General features: G+C 58.3%; 24 protein-coding genes. 14 read left to right on the top strand and 10 right to left on the bottom strand.

Annotated elements, in window-relative coordinates; translation table 11 throughout:
- Positions 1-223 precede the first annotated feature (223 nt).
- Entirely contained in the window at positions 224-925 is a 702-nt protein-coding gene (locus tag AC5S26_RS27305) for a hypothetical protein (protein WP_494188118.1), read from the top strand.
- Between the two features lie 118 nt (positions 926-1,043).
- Here the strand turns inward: AC5S26_RS27305 and AC5S26_RS27300 are convergent, their stop codons facing one another.
- From AC5S26_RS27300 to AC5S26_RS27275, 6 genes are all read right to left on the bottom strand, one after another.
- A complete protein-coding gene (locus tag AC5S26_RS27300; RefSeq protein ID WP_494188117.1) occupies positions 1,044-1,268 on the bottom strand; it encodes a hypothetical protein in 225 nt (74 codons plus the stop codon).
- Between the two features lie 39 nt (positions 1,269-1,307).
- Positions 1,308-1,865: a DUF420 domain-containing protein gene (locus AC5S26_RS27295; RefSeq protein WP_494188116.1), complete on the bottom strand. Its 558-nt coding sequence runs from the start codon at positions 1,863-1,865 to the stop codon at positions 1,308-1,310.
- The gene (gene cyoE / locus AC5S26_RS27290) at positions 1,865-2,782 is read right to left on the bottom strand and encodes a heme o synthase (RefSeq protein WP_494188115.1); all 918 of its coding nucleotides are present in this window, start codon (positions 2,780-2,782) and stop codon (positions 1,865-1,867) included. Before cyoE ends, AC5S26_RS27295 begins: the two co-directional genes overlap by 1 nt.
- Positions 2,783-3,216: 434 nt before the next feature.
- Positions 3,217-4,962, bottom strand: a complete 1,746-nt coding sequence (polX, locus tag AC5S26_RS27285; protein ID WP_494188114.1) for a DNA polymerase/3'-5' exonuclease PolX — start codon at positions 4,960-4,962, stop codon at positions 3,217-3,219.
- A 154-nt stretch (positions 4,963-5,116) separates the two neighbouring features.
- Positions 5,117-5,338: a cold shock domain-containing protein gene (locus tag AC5S26_RS27280; RefSeq protein WP_494188113.1), complete on the bottom strand. Its 222-nt coding sequence runs from the start codon at positions 5,336-5,338 to the stop codon at positions 5,117-5,119.
- A 166-nt stretch (positions 5,339-5,504) separates the two neighbouring features.
- Positions 5,505-6,188, bottom strand: a complete 684-nt coding sequence (locus AC5S26_RS27275; RefSeq protein WP_494188112.1) for an NUDIX hydrolase — start codon at positions 6,186-6,188, stop codon at positions 5,505-5,507.
- 191 nt (positions 6,189-6,379) lie between these two features.
- On the opposite strand from AC5S26_RS27275, the gene bshC reads away from it, so the two are divergent.
- The 4 genes from bshC to AC5S26_RS27255 all read left to right on the top strand — a co-directional run bounded on the left by bshC (position 6,380) and on the right by AC5S26_RS27255 (position 11,630).
- Positions 6,380-8,032 (top strand): bacillithiol biosynthesis cysteine-adding enzyme BshC, encoded by a 1,653-nt coding sequence (gene bshC, locus AC5S26_RS27270; protein ID WP_494188111.1) that lies wholly within the window; start codon positions 6,380-6,382, stop codon positions 8,030-8,032.
- A gap of 73 nt (positions 8,033-8,105) precedes the next feature.
- Positions 8,106-8,435 carry a hypothetical protein gene (locus tag AC5S26_RS27265; protein ID WP_494188110.1) on the top strand — a complete coding sequence of 110 codons (330 nt, stop codon included), beginning with the start codon at positions 8,106-8,108 and terminating at the stop codon, positions 8,433-8,435.
- 35 nt (positions 8,436-8,470) lie between these two features.
- A complete protein-coding gene (locus AC5S26_RS27260) occupies positions 8,471-10,291 on the top strand; it encodes an ABC-F family ATP-binding cassette domain-containing protein (RefSeq protein WP_494188109.1) in 1,821 nt (606 codons plus the stop codon).
- A 43-nt stretch (positions 10,292-10,334) separates the two neighbouring features.
- Positions 10,335-11,630, top strand: a complete 1,296-nt coding sequence (locus AC5S26_RS27255) for a metal-dependent hydrolase family protein (protein ID WP_494188108.1) — start codon at positions 10,335-10,337, stop codon at positions 11,628-11,630.
- A gap of 2 nt (positions 11,631-11,632) precedes the next feature.
- On the opposite strand, the gene AC5S26_RS27250 is transcribed toward AC5S26_RS27255, so the two are convergent.
- A complete protein-coding gene (locus AC5S26_RS27250) occupies positions 11,633-12,145 on the bottom strand; it encodes a DinB family protein (protein ID WP_494188107.1) in 513 nt (170 codons plus the stop codon).
- Positions 12,146-12,244: 99 nt separating this feature from the next.
- Complete coding sequence (locus AC5S26_RS27245) at positions 12,245-13,006, bottom strand: enoyl-ACP reductase FabI (RefSeq protein ID WP_494188106.1); 762 nt, start codon at positions 13,004-13,006, stop codon at positions 12,245-12,247.
- Positions 13,007-13,582: 576 nt separating this feature from the next.
- Here AC5S26_RS27245 and AC5S26_RS27240 point away from each other — a divergent pair.
- The gene (locus AC5S26_RS27240) at positions 13,583-14,122 is read left to right on the top strand and encodes a peroxiredoxin (RefSeq protein WP_494188105.1); all 540 of its coding nucleotides are present in this window, start codon (positions 13,583-13,585) and stop codon (positions 14,120-14,122) included.
- A gap of 76 nt (positions 14,123-14,198) precedes the next feature.
- Entirely contained in the window at positions 14,199-14,756 is a 558-nt protein-coding gene (ahpD, locus tag AC5S26_RS27235) for an alkylhydroperoxidase, AhpD family (RefSeq protein WP_494188104.1), read from the top strand.
- 62 nt (positions 14,757-14,818) lie between these two features.
- Here the strand turns inward: ahpD and AC5S26_RS27230 are convergent, their stop codons facing one another.
- Positions 14,819-15,730: a M28 family peptidase gene (locus tag AC5S26_RS27230; RefSeq protein ID WP_494188103.1), complete on the bottom strand. Its 912-nt coding sequence runs from the start codon at positions 15,728-15,730 to the stop codon at positions 14,819-14,821.
- A 240-nt stretch (positions 15,731-15,970) separates the two neighbouring features.
- Here AC5S26_RS27230 and AC5S26_RS27225 point away from each other — a divergent pair, with 240 nt between their 5' ends.
- Together AC5S26_RS27225 and AC5S26_RS27220 are read left to right on the top strand one after the other, a co-directional pair.
- The gene (locus AC5S26_RS27225) at positions 15,971-17,107 is read left to right on the top strand and encodes a lactonase family protein (protein ID WP_494188102.1); all 1,137 of its coding nucleotides are present in this window, start codon (positions 15,971-15,973) and stop codon (positions 17,105-17,107) included.
- A gap of 170 nt (positions 17,108-17,277) precedes the next feature.
- Positions 17,278-18,450, top strand: a complete 1,173-nt coding sequence (locus AC5S26_RS27220; protein WP_494188101.1) for an SH3 domain-containing protein — start codon at positions 17,278-17,280, stop codon at positions 18,448-18,450.
- 164 nt (positions 18,451-18,614) lie between these two features.
- Here the strand turns inward: AC5S26_RS27220 and AC5S26_RS27215 are convergent, their stop codons facing one another.
- Positions 18,615-19,772 (bottom strand): DegT/DnrJ/EryC1/StrS family aminotransferase, encoded by a 1,158-nt coding sequence (locus AC5S26_RS27215; protein ID WP_494188100.1) that lies wholly within the window; start codon positions 19,770-19,772, stop codon positions 18,615-18,617.
- 251 nt (positions 19,773-20,023) lie between these two features.
- Between AC5S26_RS27215 and hfq the strand changes: the two genes are divergently transcribed.
- From hfq to atpH, 5 genes are all read left to right on the top strand, one after another.
- Positions 20,024-20,356, top strand: coding sequence for an RNA chaperone Hfq (gene hfq, locus AC5S26_RS27210; RefSeq protein WP_494188099.1), 333 nt, complete (start codon positions 20,024-20,026; stop codon positions 20,354-20,356).
- A 67-nt stretch (positions 20,357-20,423) separates the two neighbouring features.
- Entirely contained in the window at positions 20,424-21,878 is a 1,455-nt protein-coding gene (gene hflX, locus AC5S26_RS27205; protein WP_494188098.1) for a GTPase HflX, read from the top strand.
- A gap of 347 nt (positions 21,879-22,225) precedes the next feature.
- Complete coding sequence (locus AC5S26_RS27200; protein ID WP_494188097.1) at positions 22,226-22,693, top strand: F0F1 ATP synthase subunit B family protein; 468 nt, start codon at positions 22,226-22,228, stop codon at positions 22,691-22,693.
- Positions 22,690-23,415: a F0F1 ATP synthase subunit B gene (locus tag AC5S26_RS27195; RefSeq protein WP_494188096.1), complete on the top strand. Its 726-nt coding sequence runs from the start codon at positions 22,690-22,692 to the stop codon at positions 23,413-23,415. The genes AC5S26_RS27200 and AC5S26_RS27195 overlap by 4 nt, the downstream gene beginning before the upstream one ends.
- Positions 23,415-23,954: an ATP synthase F1 subunit delta gene (atpH, locus tag AC5S26_RS27190; RefSeq protein ID WP_494188095.1), complete on the top strand. Its 540-nt coding sequence runs from the start codon at positions 23,415-23,417 to the stop codon at positions 23,952-23,954. Before AC5S26_RS27195 ends, atpH begins: the two co-directional genes overlap by 1 nt.
- The last annotated feature ends 45 nt before the right edge of the window (positions 23,955-23,999 follow it).

Here is a 23,999-nt window from a genome sequence, read left to right as displayed (position 1 = left end):
CTCCGGTATTGTTCGGTTTCTTGAAGGTTGAGGATAGCAGATGGAGGAAGCAATCGCTGATGTGGGGAGGATTTGAGGACGGTATTCGCAAATGCTTATGCCACATACGCATAGCTTCCTAGATCGATGATAAGAGTTCCTCGCGGATTCGCCCGCATTTTTACTTCGTTGGACAACACTGCCTTTTTGGGGCAAGACTGATGGCGAAAGAAGGAGAAACACGATGAACAAGATCATCAAATCCACACTCTCGTTTGGCTTGGTTGTCTCAGCGGCGATCCTACCTGCAGCTTCGGCAGAAGCAGAGATCTATTCGAAGTCCAGGGATCTGGTGGTTATGGAGCCTCGCGATCTTCCGCAGCATGCGCAGGCGCCGGGCAACTCACTCTATCTTCACTCAGACAATGCAGGGAGCACGTATCTTTACATCGCGCAACACGATGGCACTCGCCTGTCCATCTTCGATGTTACGGATCCGGCCAGCATCAAGCTGGTAGCGAGCCACACGCTGGAGGCAAAAGGCACGTTCGATTTCGTTCGTCCTCTCGGGCGTCATGCGTTGGTGTCATTTCGCGATAGTCAGCAGGACGCTGTACTCGACCTGCGCAAGGCCGAGAGGCCTGTGCTTCGGATGATTCCGATGAAGACAGATCTTGGATCGGCTGAGAAGCTGGGAGAGAGCGGTCTTCTTGCCACAAGCCAAGAGCGCAAATACATTCCTGCGGTTGCGCGTAACTATCAGGTGATCGATCTCTCCACTTCTGATCCTTCTCACCTGACTACTGTCCCGGACGTGAAGCATCGGGTGGATAACAATTACACGGGCACCACGTTTTTACTTGGCAGCAATGGCCTGACGGTTGTCAGGCGACTCGGGGTCGAGAACGCCTACAAGGTGCTTCAGATGCAGATGAAGGGAAACTAAGTCCGCAGTACTGAAGCGAGACCCTTCTTTTGCGCGAGGCCGCATTGCCGATCATGGCGGCGGCCTTTCGCATTTCCTGGTTGAGGCACGGTGATGCGCCTAAGGAGAAGGTACTGCCTTAGCGGCGGCGGTCGCCGTAGAGCTTGGTGAGGGCGAGGATGAGGGTGAGGGCGCCGGTCGGGAGGCAGCCCATGGCGACCATGAGGGCGAGCCAGCCGGAGTTGGTGTGCGGGCCCTGATGGCCGATGCCGCCGAAGAAGATCTGGACTGCCAGCACGGCGGCGACGCCTGTTCCGAAGATCCAGAGGCCGGAGCGAAGAAGTTTGCGGGTATCAGGTTGCATGAGGCTGGACGTACCTGGGACTTGTTTGGGACTTGCGGGTTAGTGGATCGCTGATTGCATCCAGTAGACGATGACTCCGGTGATAGAGACGTAGAGCCAGATGGGCCAGGTATAACGCGCAAGCTTCTTGTGCGCCGGGAAGCGTCCGGTGAGGGAGAGGAAGAAGGTGATGAGGATCATGGGCAAAGCGATGATCGACAGCAGGATGTGCGAGGCAAGGAGCTTCCAGTAGAAGGGCCACCAGGCGCTGAGGCGGTTGAAGTGGGTTTCGCCGTGGAGGGTGAAGTTGACGAGGTAGGAGACGAGAAAGATGGACGAGAAGATAAAGGCGGTAAACATGGCCGCGCGATGCTGGGGAATCTGACGGGCGCGGATGAAGCGATAACCCGCAAGCAAGGCGAGGGTCGAGAGAGCATTGAGGATGGCGTTGACGAGGGGTAGGGAGCGGAGCTGGGTTCCGGCGACGTCGGTGGGGGCGTGGAAGTAGACCAGCCAGCAGATGAAGGCGCTAGCGGCGGCGCTAACCGCGATGATGGTGACGATGACGGAGGGTGGGGTGCGAAGGCTGGGAGAAGATGGGGTCGTGCGTACGTTCATCAGAAGAGCAGGCGTCCTTTCGCGTCGAGCATCAATGCGGCCATGAGAAGGGGGAGATAGATGACAGAGGCCTTGAGGAGGTCGCGCGCGTAGATGCGAGATTCCGGCGCCGTGGGGTTGCGGGTGATGCGCGCAAAGCGGATGGTGTACCAGAGGTAGGCCAGCGAGAGGACGGCGGCGATGACCTCATAGATGTGTCCGGTGACTCCGAGCCATGTGGGCCACATGCTTACGGGGACCATGAGGACGGCGTAGAAGAGGGACTGGATTACGGTCGAGCGGGCGGCGAAGACTTCATCGGGCTGGGTGGGGGTGAGGCGGATTCCAGCGGAGGCGTAGTCGTCGCGATGCATCCAGCCTATGGCCATGAAGTGAGGGAACTGCCAGACGAAGAGGATGGCGAAGAGGGCGACGGCGGGCCACTCGATGACGCCGCGCGCGGCGGTCCAGCCGATGAGCGGGGGAAGCGCGCCGGGAAAGGCTCCGATGAAGGTATTGACGACGGTAATGCGCTTTAGGGGAGTGTAGATTCCCACGTAGCCGACGGCGGTGATGAGAGTGAGGGTGCCGGTGAGGAGGTTGGTGACGTGTGCGAGATAGAGCGAGCCGAAGAAGATGGCGAAGAAGCCGAGAAGGAGTCCGTGGGCGAGGGAGATTCTTCCGGCGGCCATGGGACGGTTCGCGGTGCGGCGCATGAGGGCGTCGGTGCGGCGCTCGAGGGCCTGGTTGAGGGCGCTGGAGCCGCAGGTGACGATGGCGATTCCAGCCAATGCCTGGATGAGCCCGGCGTGGAAGGGACTGATTCCACTGGCGAGGGAGCCGAGATAGAAACCTGCGCCGGCGGTGATGACGACCATGACCGAGACGCGGAGCTTGAAGAGGGTGGCGTAGTCGGCGAGGAGGCCAGGTTCTGCCACCGCTTTCCGGGTGGAGATCGTCGCCGAGGTTGTTGCGGATTGCGCCACGATCCAAGGATACCGCTTTTGGTTGGGGGGTGGTGGAAGTGGGGACGATTAGCGTACGGATGGTTTAGGCCCCCTTCGGGACTCGCTCACGATGGCATATCTTCAAAAAACTCCGAAGGCATGCCCCAGGGGCTGAAGCCCCCTATGTTTTATGGCGGGTTAGAGTCCCAAGGCTGAAGCCTTGGGGTACCTAGAAGCAAAGGCCGTGGATGATGCCTCGGGTATTTGTAGCGGCATGAGCGAAATACATGGATTCCCGTTCGACTTCGCTCAGGGCAGGCTTCGACTCCGCTGCGCTTTCGCTCGGAATGACGTTTTTGTGGTGGCTGCGCTGCTTCGCTCGGAATGGCGAAGTGTAGTGAGGAGTTATGCGGTGTGGGGATGATTTAAGGGGCGGGACGCAGGGCGGCTAGAAGGGCTTCGGCCGTGGGCTGCGTGTTGAGGACGTCGGCTGCGGTGAGCCAGGCGCGGCGAAGCTGCGTGATTCCATAGCGGATTTGGTCAAGCTCGGCGATGGAGTGGGCGTCGGTATTGGCGACGATCCTGCAGCCGTGTTGTTTGGCCAGGCGGAGATGGAGGTCGTTGAGGTCAGCGCGTGCAGGGTTGGCGTTGTGTTCGACGGCGACGCCAAGCTGAGAGGCGCGTTTGAGGACAGTCTCGATATGGAGAGCGTAGGGATCGCGCTTGAGGACCTTGCGACCAGTAGGGTGGCCGAGGATGCGGACGTAGGGGTTTTCGAGGGCGCGGAGGATGCGCTCGGTCATCTGCTCGATGGGTTGGTCGAAGCGGCTATGGACGCTGGCGACGACGATGTCCATCTGGGCGAGGGTCTCGTCGGCGAGATCAAGCTCGCCTTCCGCTAGGATATCGACCTCGATGCCGGCGAGGACGCGGATGCTTCCACGCATCTCGGCGTCGATCTCGCGGATGCGCTGAACGTGGGCGACGGCGCGGCGGTCGTCCATGCCGTTGGTCATGGCGAGGTTTTTGGAGTGATCGGTGATGGCGATGTATTTGAGGCCTCGGGCCAGAGCGGCTTCAGCCATCTCGCGAATGGTGTTGCCGCCGTCGGTTTCGACGGTGTGCATGTGGAGATCGCCGCGAATATCGGTGAGGGTGATGAGCTCGGGTAGAGCTTTGGTAGCGGCGGCTTCGAGCTCTCCGGAGTTTTCACGAAGCTCAGGTGGGATGTAGTCGAGCTCGAGGGCGCGGTAGATGAGCTCCTCGGTGGCTGCAGCGACGATGGAATTATCTTCCACACGCACAAGGGCGTACTCGTTGAGAGTCATGCCGCGTTTGATTGCTCGCTGGCGCAGGGCAACGTTGTGCATCTTGGAGCCGGTGAAGTATTGCAGGGCTGCCCCATAGCTGGCGCGGGGAAGAAGGCGGACGTCGACCTGCAGATGATTCCGAAGGTTGAAGCTGACCTTGTTTTGCCCGCGGGCGATGAGCTTGTCGATGAGGGGAAGAGTGGCGACGTGTTCGACTGCGGCAGCGACGACGTCAGGCTCGCAGGCGGGGCCAGTGACGAGGAGGTCGAGATCGCCTACGGTCTCGCGTCCGCGACGCAGTGAGCCTGCGGGGGTGATCTCCTCGATGCCTGGGAATTGCCGTATGAGCTCGGAGATCCGTTCGGCGTGCTCGCGGGCCTGGTCGATGCGGAAGCGGCTGGAGTTTTTGCGGTAGTCCTCAATTCCCTTGAGGAGCTTGACCGTGAACTTTTCGCCCATGCGGGGGAGCTTGTTGAGGTGTCCTACCTTGGCGGCCTCTTCGAGGGCGTCTATGTCGCAGACGTTAAGCGAAGACCAGATGAGGGCGACGGTCTTTGGGCCCATGCCGGGGAGCCGTAGGAGCTCGAGCATAGAGGGACGATATTTTTTCAGCAGCTCGTCGCGCAGGGGCGTGGAGCCGGTGCTGAGGATGTCGACGATGTTAGAAGCCATGCCTTTGCCGATGCCGGCAATCGCCAACAGCTGTTTTGGATCTTCGGCGAGGGTTGCGAGCTGCGTGGTTTGCTGCTCGACGGCTTCGGCGGCGCGGCGGTAGGAACGAATGCGAAATGGATCGGCAGCATCGATCTCTAGAAGAGATGCCGTCTCATCGAGCACACGTGCAATCGAAATATTGTCCATGAAGATTTGACCCGGAGCCGACTGGCGCGCCGGACTCCTGAGTCAGTATGCAGCATACTGATCCTTCTTGGGATCACGAAGTGTTTTCTCTCGCCTAAACCTTACCGGGGAGTACGGCGAGCAGGCACGAACTTTTACTTACCTGTATGTTGTGTCAACTCGCGAGTTCCTTGAGGCGAAGGACCTGATCAGCCTGCGGACCCTTTGCCCCTTGAATAATGTCGAACTCGACTTCGTCTCCCTCTTTGAGGCTCTTATAGCCATCACGCTGGATCGAGGTGTAGTGAACGAAGACATCGGCTCCGCCATCCCGACCGAGGAAGCCGTATCCCTTTGCATTGTTGAACCACTTTACGGTGCCTTTGTACTGTGCCAAGACCCTTGCTCCTTGCAGTTAATTCGAACCGATGTGCCCGGTTGGCGCGGACACATCGGTTCAATAACTGAGACGCAAAAGGCAGGAACCGGGTTTTCTGTAAAAGGGTGAGAGCACGTGCAACTGCTGATGATTCACGAGTAACGATTCTGTTGTGTTGTCTGAATCAGAAACGTTTTTCGCGGCGCAAGCGATCGTAAAGCATGAGCCCGATCAATGTTTTACCGTCATGAATCTTGTTGGCCGATGCAAGAGCGAGTGCTTCGGAGAGGGGCATCCGAATGACGTCGATCTGCTCGTCGGCTTCGGGCTGTGCCTTGCCTTCCCGGATGTCTCTCGCGAGATAGATCTGCATCCACTCGCCGAGAAAACCGGGGCTGGCGAAGTATTTGGTCAGAAGCGTCCAACGTTTCGCCCGATACCCAGTCTCTTCAATCATCTCTCGTTTGGCTGCGGCCAGCGTGGTTTCGCCAGGCTCGACACGGCCGGCGGGAAGCTCGAGGAGGAATTGTTTAGCGGCGTGGCGGTACTGTCTCTCCAGGATGATGTCGGGATCCGATGATTTTTTTGATTCGTCGACAGCCAGGACCACGACCGAGCCGTTGTGGCGGATGACTTCGCGAATATTGTCGACGCCGGTCGGTTCAATGACTTCATCCCGATAGACAGAAAAGACTTTGCCCTTAAAGACAACCTTGGAGGAGAGCACGCGTGTCTTTGCTTCAGTCCGGCGGGGAGTGGGCTTTGCCTTGGCTGCGGCTGACTTTGAAGGACCCGCTCCTTTTCGCGGCCGGGAGGCGTTGGTCCCGGCATTTGCCACTTTCTTTGTGTTCTTTTGTCTGGCAGGCATATCGCTACGGTATCATCCTGCATCGGGAGATCCGGGATCGGCATCCAACCAAATGCAATAAAAAGAGACCATTAGGTTTCCGAGTTGCATCTGATAAAGGACATCAAGCAAAGTAATTCCAAAGAAGGTGTTTCGCGGATTCGGATCGAGTCTGCGGTTTTAAAAAAAAGACTCGAGGATGAAGGGCCGCAATGAACGTTGAGTGTTACCCGATTACGGTGTTGCCCCATATATCGCAGATCTACCGCGATTATCTGGGAATGGGAGACAACCCGGGGTCGCCGGTCTGCTCATGGTACGGCTCTGGCGATTCGGGAGGGCCGTTTGCAGGCGGGTGGATGAGGACGGAGCTTCCCGCGGTCGATTTGAACCCGCTGGCGGATGAGCTGCTTCGTCAGAACCGGATCTTCGATGCCGGTGCGGAGACCTTTGCCAATATTGAAAAGCTTCGCGCTGGAGCGCGTGCGGTGGTTACGGGACAGCAGGTCGTTCTTTTCGGCGGCCCGTTGCTTACGCTTCTGAAGGCTGCGACGGCGGTTTCCCGGGCCCGGGAGGCGACGCGCATTACCGGCGTCGAGCACGTGCCGATCTTCTGGATGGCGACGGAAGACCATGATCTGGCCGAGGTCGATCAAGCTGCGCTTCTGACCAAGACTGAAGTCGAGGTGCTGAAGGCCGGGCTGCGGGTTTCGTTGCCGGTTCCGGTTGGCGGCGTGGAATTGAATTCTGAGACCGCTCCTTTGCTGGAACAGGCGATAGAGCGCACCACCGAACTGCTTGAGTTCGCTCCGGTCACGGAGTGGATTCGGGAGTCGTATCTTTCGAGCGGGGCGACGCTGGCCAGCGCTTTTGGGCGGCTTATCGCTCGGATCTTTGCAGCGCAGGGATTGATTGTCGTCGATGCGGCGAGCCGTGAGTTTCATGCGATGGGCGCTTCCACGTTGCGCCGCGCGATTGAGAATGCCGAGGCGTTGCAGCAGGCTCTGCTGAATCGTACGGAAGAATTGACGAAGCACGGTTATCACGCGCAGGTGATGGTCTCTGAATCCTCTTCGCTGCTGTTTCTGATGGACGAGAAGACGCGCGAGCGGGTGGCCCTGCGCCGCGTGAAGGACGTTGGCGATTCCGAGGCGCAGTGGAGGGCTGGATCTCATATCTACTCCACGAGCGACCTGCTTAAGATTCTTGATCGGAGCCCGGAGCGTTTGAGCCCGAATGCGCTTCTGCGGCCCGTGTTTCAGGATACGGTGCTTCCGACGGCTGCTTATGTCGGCGGCCCAGCGGAGATTGCGTATTTCGCGCAGAGTGCGGTGCTTTACCAGGAGATTCTGGGCCGGGTTACGCCGGTTCTGCCTCGGTTGAGCGCAACCCTGATCGAACCGGCGATCGCGACGGTGATGGAGAAGGATGAGGTGCAGGTTCCCGACGCGATGACGACCGCGGCAGAACTTGCGCAGCGTCTTGGAGCGCGAGCCATGCCGATTCCGCTGAAGCGCAAGCTCGCTGCGGCAGGAAATGCGCTGGAGACGGAACTGGATGCCTTGACGGAGTATTTGCGGGGTATCGATGGCTCGCTTGGCACAACAGCTGAAACTTCCAGCTCGAAGATGCGCTACCAGATGGATCGTCTGCGGCGCATGGCAGCAACCTACGAGCTTCAGAAAGAGGCGTCGCTGAGCAAACACGCGGCGGCGATCACGTTGAATATCTTTCCGGATGGACATCCGCAGGAACGTCTTCTGGCGGGTGTCTGGTTTCTTGCGCGCTATGGCGATGGCCTGATTGATCGCCTGGTGCAGGTGGCAAACAACCAGTGTCCGGGCCATGTGATCGTGCGCCTGTAAATCCATTCCTTTCTGAACCAACCACTTTCCCTCAGGCTGCTGCGGTTTTCGATTCCCTTGACCGGAGCATAGAATGGCGCACGAGGAGTTTGCTATGGGCCTGAGTGATCAGCCATTCGAAGTGATGTGTCCCGATTGCGGGGCGATGCTGAAAGTCGATCCGGTCAGCCGCGCGATCATCGCGCACAAATCCGCGCCGAAGAAGAAGATGTTTGAAGATTTTGGCGAAGCGGCCAAGGCGTTGCGAGAGGCCGATGCCAGGCGCGATACGATCTTTCAGCAGTCGGTCGAGGCGCAGAAGAATAAAGAAGATGTGCTGGCAAAGAAGTTTGCCGAGGCGGTCAAGAAGGCGAAAGAGACTCCTATGGGCGAGAGGCCCCTGCGCGATTTCGACCTCGACTGAGCGGCGCTGAAGCGGCTGCGCGGTTAAACTGAATCATGCCACCGATTTTGAACGCGCAAGGGCTGTCGAAGAGTTTTGGTGCGACGCCGCTGTTTCGTGATATTGCCTTCACCGTCTCCGATGGAGACCGCATTGGACTGATTGGGCCAAATGGAGCAGGGAAGAGTACCCTGCTGAAGATTCTTGCCGGAGAAGAGGATGGAGATGCCGGCGATGTCGCGATTCGCAAGCGGGCGCGGATCGGGTATATCCACCAGGAGTCGACGTTCGCTCCGGGCAAGACGATTCGCGAGATTCTTGAAGCGGCGCTGGTGCGGGGAAATGTCGCCGAGGCGGAGCGAGAGGGAAAGCTTCGCGAGACCAGCGGACGGATCGGCCTGAGTGACGTAACGGTGGAAGCCGCAACGTTGAGCGGAGGCTGGCGGAAACGTCTGGCTGTGGCGGAAGCGATTGTGGCGGCGCCGGATGTGCTGCTGCTGGATGAGCCTACCAATCACCTTGATCTTGCCGGAATTGCCTGGCTCGAGGAGTTGCTGAACGAGGGGGACTTCGCTTCGGTGGTGGTCACGCATGACCGCTATTTTCTCGAAAATGTTGCTACGGAGATCGTCGAGCTGAACCGTGTTTACGCGGATGGCGTGCTGAGGGTTCAGGGGAGCTACTCGAAGTTTATCGAAACGAGGCAGGCTTATCTTGAGTCGCAGTCGCGCCTGGAAGAGTCGTTGCGCAATCGCGTGCGAACGGAGGTCGAATGGCTTCGCCGCGGTCCCAAGGCTCGGGCCACGAAGGCGAAGGCCCGCATCGATACGGCGAATCAGCTGATTGACCAGCTGAAGGAAGTCTCTTCGCGAGGGCAGAGCAGCACGGCGGCGATCGGCTTTGCCGGGACGGATCGGCAGACGAAACGGCTAGTAGAGCTGAATGATATAGCGATTGAATTGGGCGGCAGGACGATTGTGGAACATCTCAATTTTCTGATCGCCAACGGGACGCGCGTGGGGCTGGTTGGGCCGAACGGGAGCGGCAAGACGACGATTCTGCGGCTGCTTACGGGCGAGCTTGCTGCCTCTGCTGGTGAAGTTACGAAGGCAGGCTCGTTGCGGATCGTCTACTTCAGCCAGATGCGTGAGTTGCCTGAAGGTGTGACTCTGAGACGCGCGCTTGCGCCGGATTCAGACTCGGTCGTTTACCAAGGACGGGTGGTTCATGTGGCGAGCTATGCGCAGAAGTTCCTGTTTAGCGGCGATCAGCTAAGTCAGCCGGTGGAGCGTTTGAGCGGAGGCGAACGGGCCCGGGTGCTGATTGCGAGGCTGATGCTCGAGCCTGCGGATCTTCTGCTGCTCGACGAGCCGACGAACGATCTGGATATTGCGACGCTGGAGGTTCTGGAGGAGAGCCTGCTGGAGTACAAGGGCGCGCTGGTTCTGGTGACGCATGACCGCTACATGCTCGACCGGGTTTCGACCACAGTGCTGGGTCTGGATGGAAAGGGGAACACGGCAGTCTTCGCGGATTATCCGCAGTGGGAGCAATGGTTTCTAAGTCAGCAGAATGACCAGAGGCCGGAACGAGAGGCGCAGGATGCAACGGAAAAGCCTGCCTTGCCTGTAGAGACGGTAGCCGGTTCCACGAAGAAGAAGCTCTCGTATCTTGAGGCCCGTGAGTTTGCGACGATTGAGGAGCGTGTGGAGGTAGCGGATGCCCGGCTGGATGCAGCCCGGGATCGCGTGGGTGATCCTGAGGTCGCGATTGACGCGGCGAAGCTGACCGACGCCCTCGCAGAGATGGAGGCGGCGCAGGCTGAATCCGATGTCCTGTACGCGCGGTGGGCGGAGCTGACCGAGAAGGCTGGCTGAAACTGTTCGGAGATATGGGAGCCTGCTGTATGCTGCTCCCATTATGAAGAAGTTTGTGTGCGGCTTTCTTCTGGCGTCTCTCTACAGTTATGCCCAGCAACCGTCGGAGGGCAGGCATCCGGTGGTTCTGCATGCGGCACGTCTGCTTGACGTTGTGGGCGGAAAGATCATTAGCCCAGGCGAGGTTCTGGTCGAGGGCAACAGAATACTTGCCCTGGGCAGCACCGTAACGCGCCCTGCGGGAGCTGAGGTGATTGACCTTGGCGATAGGACCCTGATGCCGGGGTTGATTGATGCGCATGTTCACCTTTTCCTGCACCCTGGCGCGGAAGATCTGCAGACGGTAGAGGAGAGCGTTCCGGAGCGGACGCTGATTGCTGCCGATGCTGCAAAGCAGGATCTTTTTGCCGGCTTTACCGCCGAGCGCGATATGGGAACCGAAGGCGCGGGCTGCGCCGACGTCGCGGTTCGCGATGCGATCAACAAAGGCTTGATTCATGGGCCGAGAATGCGTGTGAGCTGCAATGCCGTGGATCTTCTTGGCGGGCACGAGGATGCGATTGGCTATAACCCTGCGCAGAAGGTTCTTTCCAATGCAGACTATGCGAACTCCGCCGAAGAGCTGGTGCGCGTGATTCGGGAGCAGCGAAAAGGCGGCGCTGACTTCACGAAGATCTATGAGACGGGCAAGGATTCGATGGAAGACGGGCAGTTTCGAACACCCTATCAATACACGACGGAGCAGCTCAGGGCAGCGGTTGCGGAGGCGGAGCGTACGGGCGGGGATAGAAACTCGGGACGAGGCATTGCGGTGCATGCGACGGGAGAGCCCGGGGCCGGATTTGCCGTGTCCGCGGGAGTGAGCTCAGTGGACCATGCCTATGTGTTGAGCGATGCCACCATGAAGGCGATGCATGAGAAGGAGATTTACGCCGTGCCGACATTCGCGATAGGGGAGTACTTTGCCGACCATGCGGCGACTCCAGAGCGCGCCGAAAGGCTGAAGGCGGAGCAGGCCCTGCATGCGGCGGAGTTCAAAAAACAGATGGCTGCGGGAGTTCCTTTCGCCGTAGGCAGCGATGTTGGACCGTTTCCGCATGGGACGCAGGCTAGGGAGATGGAACTGATGGTCCAGTTCGGTATGAAGCCTGTGGAGGTGCTGCGAGCAGATCTGCTGAACGGCGCGAAGCTTCTTGGATGGTCAGGGAAGATCGGTGAGCTTAAGCAAGACTACTTCGCCGATATCGTTGCGGTGCAGGGGAATCCGCTTGAAGATATAGGCGCGCTAAACAGAGTGCAGTTTGTGATGAAGGACGGCGTGGTCTATCGCCGTCCCTGAGTTTATTTCGGTGACCACTGCTCGTCCGCGGACGGACCATACAGCGCGGGTACAGGAATATCGTTGAGTCGCAGGTAGACGCCCAGTTGAGCCGTGTGATGAACCAGATGGTTGAAGCACATCTGGCGGAACGCCAATGAGCGAGGGCCATGCGAGATGATGTGTTCGCCGTAACTGAACTTCCAGGGAGCTGCGAGAGCTTCGTCGGAGGAGGCGGCGATGGCATCCCGACAGGCTTTGGCGCTCTCGTCGAACTGTTGAAGACAGGTATCGCGCGATGTGAATTCAAGCGGCGTCTTCGGCCGTTTCGGAGCGGCCATATCCATGCCGTCGTCGAGGATGATGTAGGAGCCGAAGAGGGGAAGCGTGGCGCAGTGCATGGCCAGCTTGCCGAGCTCCATGGACTTGCCGTGACACTTCCAGTCGTTTTTGCCCTCGGGCACGCGCTCGAGAGTGCGGCGGGTGTTGGAGATTTCGACGTCAAAGTCCTGAAGCAGAAGTTCCGAGATCTTCATGGTGGTTCCTTCCTGTCAAAAGCGCTGTCTGTTTTGCGAAGGAAGCCATGGTAAGACCCTGCCGACTCTCCTGTCAGCAGGGAAGATCGCGAAGAGATATTAAAGTCCGGTTACGTTGTAGCCGCAGTCTACGAAGGTAATCTCGCCGGTGATTCCGCTGGAGAGATCGCTTGCGAGGAAGAGCGCAGTGTTGCCCACCTCGGCGGTTTCGACGTTGCGGTGGAGCGGAGCGCGCTCCTCGACTGCGTTGAGGATTTTGGTGAAGTCGCTGATGCCTCGAGCGGCGAGAGTTTTGATGGGGCCGGCGGAGATGGCGTTGACGCGGATCTTTTTACTGCCCAGGTCGGCGGCGAGATAGCGGACGGCGGCCTCGAGCGCAGCTTTGGCGACGCCCATGACGTTGTAGTTGGGGAAGACCTTCTCGGAGCCGTAGTAGGTGAGGGTGAGGATGGAACCGCCTTCGGCCATGAGAGGAGCGGCGGCACGAGCGAGCGCGATGAGCGAGTAGGCGCTGACGTCGTGGGCGACGCGGAAGTCCTCGCGGGCGGTCTCGAGGACGGTGTTTTTGATATTCGGGGCGAAGCCGATGGAGTGGACGAGGATATCGAGCTTACCGTAGGCGGAGGCGAGCTGGGAGAAGACGGCGTCGATATCGGCGTCGATGGAGACATCGCATTTGAAGGTCTTGGCGGAGGGAAGCTCGGCGGCAAGCTCGTCGGCGTCGCGCTGAAGGCGTTCGTTCTGATAACAGATGGCGAGGGTTGCACCGGCTTCCGAGAGCTTTTGGGCGATGGCCCAGGCGATGCTGCGCTTGTTGGCGAGGCCGAAGACGACGGCGACTTTGCCCTTGAGATCGATCATGTTTCCGGTATATCTCCTGTAATTCCCGTTGCTAAGGATAGCAGCGACGGAGCAGGAGAGGGAGTCTGGGCCGTGAAAGTGACGAAAGGGCAATAAGTTGGCAGGATGCCAGCCATGATCTGTGCAGAGGGTGCGGAGATGGTAGGGCACAAGCGCGCTATGGATAACAAATTCTATTGGATGATAACTGTTATTATTTTTTTCGGGTAGACTAATTCTCATGCGGCGGACCTCCTCAAGCTTTCGCAGACTTTGTGCCGAACATGGGATCGCGATGATCCATCAAAGCCATCGGCCGCAAGATCGAGGAAATTATCAAGGCGGATGAGCTGGTCGCCGCCAAGTAATCTCTTCCTCGAAGTCGAAATTTTTCACCCTCGAAGCGGTACGTTGCAGCCTGGATTCGGGCTGCAGCGCACCGCTTTATTTGCTTGTAAATAATTCAATACATTAGACTTACGATTTGCGCGACGTAGCTCTTCCATGCTAAGATCAGTCATGCGCTTCATTCGCGATTTAAGCCGTCGTGAAGCTACGGAATTGATTAACCGCCAACCCTAAGAGGAGTTATTGAACATGCTGCAAATTGGAGAGAAGTTTCCCGACTTCGAGCTTACTGCCACCGTTTCGACTGAGAAGGATGAGGCCAAGGCGTTCAAGACGATCACCGGCGACACCTACCCCAGCAAGTGGAAGCTCTACTTTTTCTGGCCCAAGGATTTCACGTTCGTCTGCCCGACGGAGATCGCAGCCTTCGGAAAGCTGAATAGCGAATTTGCTGATCGCGACTGCCAGGTTCTCGGCGCGAGCACGGACAATGAGTATGTTCACGCAGCGTGGCGCACTCATCATGCAGACCTGAAAGACCTTCCTTTCCCGATGCTGTCGGATATCAGGCGTGATCTTTCCGGTCAGCTTGGCATTCTGGATGAGAAGGCTGGCGTGGCGCAGCGCGCTACGTTCCTGGTGGATCCTGACAACATCATTCGCTTTATCTATGTGACGGATCTGTCGGTGGGACGCAATCCTCAGGAGGTTTTGAGGGTTCTCGACGCTCTGCAGACCGATGAACTGTGCCCCTGCAACTGGCAGAAGGGTGAAGCCACGTTGAACTAACCGCATCGATGCAAAATTTTCGGGCACGGATGCAGCTGGATCCGTGCCCGTTTTGCGGATGAGGAGGAGACAAGAGATGAGAATGGAAGATCTGATTGGTGGATTGCCACCTTACGCGAAGGACATGAAGCTGAACTACTCTTCGTTGGTCAAGCAGAATACGGAGTTGTCCTCGCAGCAGCTGTGGGGCACGGTCGTAGCTTCTGCCATAGCGACGAGAAATCCTGAGTTAACCGCAGCGACGATAGCAGAGGCTGAAGCTGCCGGGTTGACGCCGGATGCCCTGGATGCGGTAAAGGCAGCAGCGGCGATCATGGGGATGAACAATATCTACTATCGGTTTCATCACCTGACGACGAACGAGAAGTACGCGACGCTGCCAGCGCGATTGCGGATGAATGCCCTGCGGGGACATGGCGTCGACGCGGTGGACTTCGAGCTGTGGTGCCTGGTGGTAAGCGCCGTGAACGCGTGCGAGAAGTGCGTGGATTCGCATGAGCGCGTTCTTCGCGAGAAGGGTGCGAGCGAAGAGCTGATCAACGCAGCGATACGCGTGACGGCAGTGATTCATGCGATTGGAGTGGTCCTGGATTCAGAAAAAGCAGCCCCGACAGCCGTGGCTGCTGTTGCGTAAGAGAGAAGCGGAAGACAGGAAAGGCGCGGGCGTGCTCCGCGCCTTTTTCTTTTAGGGGATTCTTACTGCCGGGTTGCGGGTGGGGAGAGTTTTGGATTTCCTCCGGGATTCCACTGTGGCTTGAATTCGGAGTTGGCGAGCCAGCGAATGGGACCAAGCATCGAAGAGATGGCGTTGGTCATATGGGTAAAGTCGATGGTTCGAATCTCGTCGGAGGGCTTGTGGTAGTCGTGATGGAGCCCGAAGCTGGACACCGTATGGGCGATGATTCCCTGGCGCGCGAGCGCGTAGTTATCCGAGCGCTGGAAGAAGAGCTCCTTCGGACGAGGATCGTTGACGAGGTGGGCTCCGTGACGGACCAGCTCCGGGCCCAGGTCGGAACGGGTGAAACCGGTGAGCCAGAGGGTGCCAGAGGGGACGGAAGGATCGGGGCGGCCGATCATCTCGAACTCGAGGTTGGCGACGATCTGAGAGAGCGGTACTGGTGGATGGGCGAGGAAGGCGCGGTTTCCGAAGCCGCCAATCTCTTCGGAGCCAAAGAGCGCGAACACAATTGTGCGCCTGGGGTGTTTGCCGGTTGCGAGCAGGTGGGCAAGGGTGAGTACGGCCGTGGTTCCCGAGGCGTCATCGTCGGCACCGTTGTAGATCGAGTCGCCCTTTTTATTGGCCGCTACGCCAAGATGATCTAGATGCGCAGTGAGGAGGATGACTTGATCCGGGGCGGAGCTGCCACGGAGAATTCCGATTGCGTTCCAGGTCTCGGTACGCGGTGTGTTTTCGTAGTTCGCGAGACGTTGCTGCAGGGGCGGGGGGAGTGGATTGGGGACTGCTGCCTTTTGCACGTAGGTTCCATTGTCACCTCCAGGATCGAGGCCGAGGGACTGGAAATGCGAGGCGGCGAACAGCGCGGTGATATGTTCATCCCGCGTGGCGGAGCCTCGACCATGCAATTCATCGTCGGCGAGAAAATTCATATCGGAATGGATCTCCCTTTCGAGAGACGCGGATGCCATTTTTGTTTCTGTGGCGTCGAAAGAGTGGGCAGGTTTCTGTCCGGCGATCCAAAAAAAACAGAGAAGCGCTGCGGTGCAGAAGTGTCGGCGTTTATCTGCGGGCATGCGGGCGATTATAGATGAGGGTATTGTTGAATTTAGCGATACTTTAGAGGCGCAAGATTGAGGATGGGACAGGGCGTGTTCAGAGGAAGCTGGACGTTGATTCGAGCGGCGGCGATTCTAGCGGCTGCGATGGGTTCCATAGGCTGCGGCGGCAATTTTTTTGTTCCCCCAGATAACAGCGGTGGCGGCGGTGGTGGTGGTGGTGGTGGAACCGGCACTGGTCGAGTTTATGTAGCAAATGCGACGTCAGGCCCAAACACGACGACGGGTTCGATCGCAGGTTTTACGATTGGTACCGGAACGTTGACGGCGGTTCCGAACTCATCCATGGCAGTTTCCTATCAGCCACTGGCTGCCGTGGTCTCACCTAATAATTCATTTCTTTATGTGACGAGCGGGAGCGCCATCACTGGTTATGCGATCAACTCGGACGGCTCGCTGACTCCGCAGAGCAACGGTGTGGTTATTAACGTTGTGTCCCTGGCCGCATCTCCGGATGGGAAGTGGCTGTTCGGCCTGGATTTTTCGGGCGCTCTGGATAAGTTCCAGATTGATCCTTCCTCGGGTGGACTGAGTGCTCTGAAGCCAGACACCAGCTGTAACATATCGAACGGCGCAACCCCTCTTCCTCAGGATGTCAAGGTATCTCCCGTGGGCAACTTTGTCTTTTCGGCACTGGGAAGTGCAGGAGATTGTGTCTACTCGCTGAATACGGCAACGGGAGACACAAACTCTACCAGCTTTCTCTCCGTGAGCTCCTCGTCCAGCGACAACAGCCTCGCGGTCGATAGTGCGGGAACGACTCTGTACATCGCACGCTCTGGAACGAACGGTGGCGTTGCGGTGTACACGATCAGCGGGGGAGGAATTATCAATCCGATTGCAGGATCGCCGTTCGCGGCAGGGAACCGGCCATTTTCTGTTGTCTTAGACAAGACCGGCACGTATCTCTATGTGGCGAATCGTAATGACAACACGATCTCAGGCTATTCCATTGGTGCAAACAAGGCGCTGACGTTGTTGTCGGGATCTCCGTTCACAAGTGGACAGGCGGTCAACTCGCTGGGAATAGATCCAGGCGGAACCTATCTGCTGGCGGGAGCCAATGGCGGGAGCCCGGATCTTTCGATGTATAGCTTCGATGCGACAACGCCGGGCAAGCTGAATCTGGCGAAGAGTGTGGCCACCGATACGGATCCAACCAACGTTACGGCGATTGCCGTTACCCATTGATCGGGGTGTTTGAGGGGGTAACAGTCCGTTGATTTGCAGCTATGAGCGAGAATTGTTTCGTGAAGTGCCGCTAATATAAAGAGACGCTGTCCTGAGTGGCGCGGCGGAGTACGAGGGTTATCTTTTCATCATCCAGACAGATCGGTGAGTGGCGGCGAGGCATAACCGCGATGCTTTGCATCGTGCTTTTAGGTGGATGTCTTGCGCTTGCTCTAGGTGGATGTTCGAAGTTTCGTCCCGGACCGCCGATCCAATACGTCTACGTTACGGTGAAGCAGACCTTTCTGCGGGATCGTGTGGCGGCGGTCTCGAACCGCACTGGAACGGTACAGAACGGTGACAGGCTCGAGGTTCTTGAAAGAGGCCGGCGATTCTTAAGAGTTAAGACCGGCAAGGGCGAGCAAGGTTGGATTGACGAGAAGGCTGTTGCAACCCAGGAGATCTTCGACCAGTTTGAGGCGTTGAAGCGGGACCATAAGGATGGTCCTGTTATCGCGAACGGGGTTGTCCGCGACGATGTCTATCTGCATACCAAGCCTGGTCGCGATTCCGATCGCCTGTTTCGGCTGGTCGAGGGAGAAAAGCTGAAGCTGCTGCAGCGTGCGACGTTGCCGAAGCCGCTTCCTCCGGGGCAACAGATCGCAAGGCCACCGGTGGCTGCCCGGGCAGATGCTGTGAAACCGGTTTCCGGAGCGAAACCGCCGGCGACGGAAGAACCCGCCGCTCCCTTGATGGAAGACTGGTGGCTGGTTCGCGACTCCAAGGGCGATACGGGTTGGCTGTACAGCCGCATGATGGATGTGGATGTTCCGGATGCGATCATGCGCTACTCCGAAGGCCAGCGGATCGTGGGAGCTTATGTGCTGACCCGGGTCAACGATCCGGAGGCTCCCCAGGATGAGAAAGACGTTCCGGTGTATGTAACCGTGGCCAGTCCTTACAAGGCTGGACTTCCGTACGATTTCAATCAAGTGCGGGTCTTTACCTGGAATGTGAAGAAGCATCGCTATGAGACGGGCTTTCGGGAGAGAAACATCGAAGGATATCTCCCGGTTGAGATCAAGATGGCAAAAGACCCATACGGAACGGCTCCGACCTCGATGGCGGTGGCGCCGACGTTCAGCTATCGAGTGCTGTCAGACGAGGCCGGGCCGGTGATTCCGGATCCAATTACCGGAGCTATCGTTCCGGGAAAGACGAACCTGAAGACCTATCGGCTGGAGGGGAACCTTATTCGGCGGGTTGTGGATCCCACGGCAGCTCCGGCTGGGGATGCGCATCCGGAGCCGGTGACGGAAAAGAAGAAAAAGGCTGCGGCCTCCAAACGGCATGGACGGCGTTGAGCCCGTTTTGAGGCGAGCAAAGCATTGCGGGCTGGGAAGTTGGCGTGCCGGTCGTGATCCTGCAAAAAATACAGGGATTCCCATTCGCCTTCGCTCAGGGCAGGCTTTCGCTTCGCACAGAATGCCGAAGTGTGGCCAAGATTTGAGGACCGTTTGCAGTCTTTTTATCGGTAGAAGGCTCGAATGGCTTCCACTACGGTTTGCTGCTCGTCGTCACGAAGCTCCGGGTAGATTGGCAGCGCAAGCACTTCATCCGCGGCTTGTTCGCTGATGGGGAAGTCTCCCTGACGGTAGCCGAGGTTTGAGAGGCTGGTTTGCAGGTGGAGAGGGAGCGGGTAGTAGATCTCACTTCCAATCTGGCGTTCTGAGAGATGCTGGCGAAGCGAGTCGCGTCGCGGCGCGCGAATGACGTATTGGTGGAAGACGTGGGTGGCACGCGGATCGGTGATGGGCAGAACGATGCCTTCGCTGGTATTGGCTGCGATGAGGCCAGCCTGGGTGAATAGCTGGTCGTAGCGATGGGCGAGGTGGCGGCGTTGCTCGTTCCAGCGGGGAAGATAGCGCAGCTTGACCTCAAGGATTGCCGCCTGCAGCGAGTCCAGGCGAGAGTTCCAGCCCACTTCATCGTGGTAGTAACGACGGCGCATTCCATGGGCCCGCAGTACACGGGCGTGCTCGTTGAGCTCCGGGGAGGCGGTGGTGAGCAGGCCGGCATCTCCGAACGCGCTCAGATTTTTGGTGGGATAGAAGCTGAAGGAGGCCAGATCTCCAAGGCTGCCTGCGGGCTTGCCGCGCCAGGCGGCTCCGAAGGCCTGAGCGGCGTCTTCGATGAGAAGCAGGCCATGGCGTTGCTGCAGGTCGCCGAAGGCGTCCCAATTGGCGCACTGGCCGTAGAGATGGACTGGAAGAATGGCTTTGACCTTCGAACCGCGATGGGAGCGGATGACCTGCTCCACAGAGCTGGCAGAGAGGTTGAAGGTCGCGGGATCGATGTCCGCCAGCAGCGGCTGGGCGCCGCAGCGAAGGATGGAGCTGACAGAGGCGAAGAAGCTGAAAGGTGTGGTGATAACGGCATCGCCGGGGCCTATATTGGCTGCGGCGAGCGCCAGCCAGAGGGCGTCGGTTCCACTGGCGCAGCCGATGGCGTGCGGAGCCTGGCAGGCTAAAGCCGCTTTTTCTTCGAAAGATTCGACTGCGGGGCCGAGGATGAACTGTTGAGAGGCGCAGACCTGTTCGATTGCGGCCAGTACTTCATCCCGAAGGATGGAGTATTGCCGGGAAAAGTCGAGCATGGGAACGGGCTGAAGGGTTTCTGCTGGCACTGAAGCTATGGTAAATCCTTGTGTAAGAGAGAAGAGTCCCAGCGGGAGTTTGATGCGTCTAACGTTTTATGGAGTGGAAGCTGCATTGCTTGCGGTAACCCGCAAGTTGAAAAATGTGGTGGATGCTCGTATCGTGGAACCTCTTGGCTTCAGACTCAGCGAAACGGCTGTCTGGACGTTCGACTGAAGGGCATGAAGTTTGGCGGAATCTTTATTATTTTGGAAATCTACAAGCTAAGGAGATCGGCACCATGGACTCAAAGCCGGCACAGAATATTCAGGATACTTTTCTCAACACGGTCCGCAAGGACAAGAGCCCGATCACAATTTATCTTGTGAGCGGGGTCAAGCTGACTGGAAAGATCCGTTCATTCGATAAGTACTCCGTTCTGCTCGAAAACAACAGCCAGGAACAACTGATCTTCAAACATGCGATTTCTACTGTTGTAAGCGGTCGCATGGGTGGAGGGCATGGAGATGCGAAGGGAGATCTTCGCAGTTCAGCACCATCGCAGGCTGCAGTGGGAACTGCCGCAGTTCCTCCACCTGTCTCTGAGGTCGCTGGGGCATCACCAGCTCGTTGAATTCATCTTGCTGGCGATCTTAAAGACTTTTCATGAAAAGACTCGTGAGGGTGTCCAGATCGCTTCTGTGAAGACCTCGAAACCGAATCGCCGTACGCTTGCGGAGGCACAGAGCGCCTTAACGGAGTTAAGTCGTGCTTCCGCGGAGCGCGCGGTGCTGGTGGCGGTGGAGTTTACCGCTTCCCGGCGTCGGCTGACGGCCACGGCGGCTCAGGCTCGAAAGGCTGCGACTCTGCTGGCCGAAGCTGAGGCGGAGACTTCTAAGTCCGAATCTGAAGCTGACGACGGCGCAGCTTCGGGACTCAATACCGAGCCCATGGAGTTGGACTTCGATGTGTCTCTTGCGGAGTTTCAAGAGCTCACTCGAAGCGCTGGGGCGGAGATCGTCGCGACTCTGGTGCAACGCCGAGCCAAGCCCGACGCCGCAACGCTCATAGGCCAGGGCAAGCTGGAAGAGATCGCTGGGGTTGCGGCCTCGGTGAACGCCGATATCGTTCTCTTCGACCATGACCTGACTCCTTCGCAGATGCGGAATCTGGAGGCGAAGCTCGAGACACGGGTGATCGATCGAACCCAGCTGATTCTGGACATCTTCGCCCGCCACGCGAGGACGCGTGAAGGTCAGTTGCAGGTGGAGCTGGCGCAGCTGGAGTATCAGCTGCCGAGGCTGGCGGGCCGGGGAAAGGCGATGAGCCAACTTGGCGGCGGCATTGGTACTCGCGGCCCCGGTGAGACCCAGCTGGAGACAGACCGCCGCAAGATCGGTTTGCGCATTCATCACGTAAAGGAACAATTGGAGTCAGTCAGGCGTATCCGGCGGCAGCAGCGTCAGCGCCGGGAGGCGGTGCCGGTGCCGGTGGTGGCTCTGGTCGGATACACGAATGCGGGAAAAAGCACGCTTTTCAACGCTTTGACCGAGGCTGGTGTGCTGGAATCGTCACGGATGTTTGCCACGCTGGACCCGAAGCTGAAGCAATTGCAACTTCCATCACGCCGAAAGATCCTGCTCTCGGATACCGTGGGATTTATCCGCAATCTTCCGCACACCCTGGTGACGAGCTTTCGGGCGACCCTCGAAGAGGTACAACGTGCGGAGCTGTTGCTGCACGTTCGCGATGCCTCAAGCCCGATGCTGGAAGAGCAGAAGGTTGAAGTAGAGAAGGTGCTAAGCGAACTGGAGGTGGCCGGCAAGCCTGTTATTGAGGTGATGAACAAGGCCGATCTGGTTTCTCCGGAGGGGCAAGAGGCGCTGCGGCGTAAGGGACGTGTCTGGGTCTCGGGCCTTACGGGAGAGGGATTAGACGAGCTGCTTCTGGCGATTGACGATCACCTAGTTGTCGACCCTGTGATCGAGACGGATTTCAGGCTGCCTCAGTCGGAAGGAGCAATCCTTGCGGCTCTGGAAGCGGGCGCGGTTTTACGGGAAAAACGGTTCAAGGGAAATTTGGTGTATTTGGTTGTGAGAGGACCGGCCTCCCTGCTGAACCGCTACAGGAGGTTTCAGGTACAGCGGGCAGGTTGACTTTAGAGGGTGTTAATTAGCATAGGCCGCCTGATGGGGAGCGGAGGTGGTGTCCCCGATCACGCGACCTATGTGACCCAGAAAATAGGGTCCGGGTGGTGGTTAAAGTTTACGAGATTCAAAGAGAAAGTCAAAGCGAGATCGGCCGGAAATGAAAGGTCGATGAACGCCCATCCGTTCGTTTATCGCCATATCAAGGTTTGACACTCCACCGAACGCTTTGCTAAAACTAGTTGTACCGCAATCTGCATAACAGGCCCCAACCTGTAACGCTTCGAAGACAAAATATGCTTGCCTGAACGGCTTCATCAAGAAAAGACTCGGAGCGGTTGCGACCGAACCCCTACATGGACCAGATACTTAACGAACTCGGTGGACTTGTGCTCGGCGCTGTGCCGACCATGCTCCTCTTCATCCTTTTGGTGATCGCGTATGGGCTGCTAGTTCGCCGGCCGCTGGAGCGCATTCTGACGGAGCGCCACGCGCGCACGGCGGGTGCCATGGAGCAGGCCAAGGGTGCGATTGCAGCCGCCGAGGCGGAGACGGGTGCCTATGAAGAGAAGCTTCGCAAGGCGAAGGCTGAGCTCTTTGAAGCCCGCGAGCGCAGGATGAAGCAGTGGGCCGCAGAGCGCGAGACCGCTCTCGAGCAGGTGCGACAGGCTGCGCAGGAGCGCATCGGATCGGCGCGCCGGGAGGTTGAGCAGGGCGCGGTTGAGGCAAGAACCCAGATTGAGAGAACGAGTGCAGAGTTGAGCGCGAAAGTGATTGCCGCTGTTCTGCCTGCGAACGTTGCCGCTGCGGAGGTGGCACGGTGAAGAGCTTCGGAATTACATGGAAGGCTATTTTCCCTGGGCTGGCGCTCGCTGTTCTGCTGGCGGGGCCTGTACCGCATCTCCGAGCGGTGGAAGCTGCACCGGCTGCGGCGCAGAGCGGAAGTGAAGCCGCGCCGGAGGCTCCTCTTTCCGAGAAGCAGGAAGAAAACAGTGACGAAGAGGCCTTTCGGCACTCTGCCGCTGTGAAGTCGCTGGGTGCAAAGTTCGGCCTCGGTCCAGATCAGGCGGCTACGGTCTTTACGGTTGTGAATTTTGTCGTTCTCGCTCTTCTGGTGGGATGGTTTCTGCTGAAGACTCTGCCCAAGACGTTCCGCAACCGGAATGCGGCGCTTGAGAAGCACCTGGTCGAAGCGCGTGCGGCGAGCGAAGACGCGAAGAGCCGTCTCGGCAGCGTGGAAGCCCGGCTTAGCAAGCTGGACGAGCAGATTGCCGCCATGCGCGCACAGGCTGAGAAAGATGCCCTCGCCGATGAGCAGCGCATGAAGGCCTCCGTTGAGGAAGAGAAGCAGAAGATTCTGGCTTCGGCTGAGCAGGAGATCACAGCAGCCGCCGCGCAGGCCCGGCGACAGATTCAGCAATATGCTGCGGACCTGGCCATCGACCAGGCGGCGAAAAAGCTGGTGGTGACGGCTGAGACGGATCGTGTCCTCGTCCAGGAGTTTGCTCGCAGGCTGGGTTCGGATTTTGAGGGAGGGCGTAACTGATGTCAGTGATTGCACTCCGCTACGCCCATGCATTCGCCTCTGTCGTCGTTTCTCAGAAGGTGGATGCCGAGGCTGCCCAACAGCAGCTTGGCGATTTTCGCGCGACCTTTGAAGGAAGCCGTGAGCTTCGCGAGGTTCTGTCGGACCCGGCGATCGCCCGCGACCAGAAGCTGAAGGTGCTTGACGCCATTGCGGGCAGGATTGGTATGGTTCCGCAGGTCAGGAATTTTATCGCGGTCATCATGGACCACGACCGGCTGGCCGACCTGGGAGAGATTCTTGACGAGTATCATGCGGTAGCCGATGAGGAAGCGGGTTTGTCGGAGGCTGAGATCGTCAGCGCGCATGTTTTGAATGCCGAAGACAGGTCTGCACTGGAAGCGCAGGTGGCAAAGCTGGCCGGAGGCCGGATTCGCGCTACCTACAGCGAAGACGCGTCCCTGTTGGGCGGTGCGGTCGTTCGGATCGGATCGACGGTTTACGACGGTTCCATCCGCGCTCAGCTGGAGCGGTTGAAGCAGCGGCTGGTTAGCGCTTAGTAAGCTGAAATAAAAAAAGATTGATACGAAGGCGAGTAGAAGGAA

The organism is Edaphobacter sp. FHG110511_03 (genome assembly GCF_059115365.1).
The sequence above is the reverse complement of the archived record's forward strand: the minus strand, read 5'-3'. Positions and strand labels throughout refer to the sequence as shown.

Coding starts and splice junctions, on each gene's coding strand:
- hfq (WP_494188099.1), top strand. CDS start 20,024: ATGGACTCAAAGCCGGCACAGAATATTCAGGATACTTTTCTCAACACG.
- AC5S26_RS27255 (WP_494188108.1), top strand. CDS start 10,335: ATGAAGAAGTTTGTGTGCGGCTTTCTTCTGGCGTCTCTCTACAGTTAT.
- ahpD (WP_494188104.1), top strand. CDS start 14,199: ATGAGAATGGAAGATCTGATTGGTGGATTGCCACCTTACGCGAAGGAC.
- AC5S26_RS27220 (WP_494188101.1), top strand. CDS start 17,278: ATGCTTTGCATCGTGCTTTTAGGTGGATGTCTTGCGCTTGCTCTAGGT.
- bshC (WP_494188111.1), top strand. CDS start 6,380: ATGAACGTTGAGTGTTACCCGATTACGGTGTTGCCCCATATATCGCAG.
- AC5S26_RS27240 (WP_494188105.1), top strand. CDS start 13,583: ATGCTGCAAATTGGAGAGAAGTTTCCCGACTTCGAGCTTACTGCCACC.
- AC5S26_RS27295 (WP_494188116.1), bottom strand. CDS start 1,865: ATGAACGTACGCACGACCCCATCTTCTCCCAGCCTTCGCACCCCACCC.
- AC5S26_RS27245 (WP_494188106.1), bottom strand. CDS start 13,006: ATGATCGATCTCAAGGGCAAAGTCGCCGTCGTCTTCGGCCTCGCCAAC.
- AC5S26_RS27305 (WP_494188118.1), top strand. CDS start 224: ATGAACAAGATCATCAAATCCACACTCTCGTTTGGCTTGGTTGTCTCA.
- AC5S26_RS27260 (WP_494188109.1), top strand. CDS start 8,471: ATGCCACCGATTTTGAACGCGCAAGGGCTGTCGAAGAGTTTTGGTGCG.
- AC5S26_RS27200 (WP_494188097.1), top strand. CDS start 22,226: ATGGACCAGATACTTAACGAACTCGGTGGACTTGTGCTCGGCGCTGTG.
- atpH (WP_494188095.1), top strand. CDS start 23,415: ATGTCAGTGATTGCACTCCGCTACGCCCATGCATTCGCCTCTGTCGTC.
- AC5S26_RS27300 (WP_494188117.1), bottom strand. CDS start 1,268: ATGCAACCTGATACCCGCAAACTTCTTCGCTCCGGCCTCTGGATCTTC.
- AC5S26_RS27265 (WP_494188110.1), top strand. CDS start 8,106: ATGGCGCACGAGGAGTTTGCTATGGGCCTGAGTGATCAGCCATTCGAA.
- AC5S26_RS27230 (WP_494188103.1), bottom strand. CDS start 15,730: ATGAATTTTCTCGCCGACGATGAATTGCATGGTCGAGGCTCCGCCACG.
- polX (WP_494188114.1), bottom strand. CDS start 4,962: ATGGACAATATTTCGATTGCACGTGTGCTCGATGAGACGGCATCTCTT.
- AC5S26_RS27275 (WP_494188112.1), bottom strand. CDS start 6,188: ATGCCTGCCAGACAAAAGAACACAAAGAAAGTGGCAAATGCCGGGACC.
- AC5S26_RS27250 (WP_494188107.1), bottom strand. CDS start 12,145: ATGAAGATCTCGGAACTTCTGCTTCAGGACTTTGACGTCGAAATCTCC.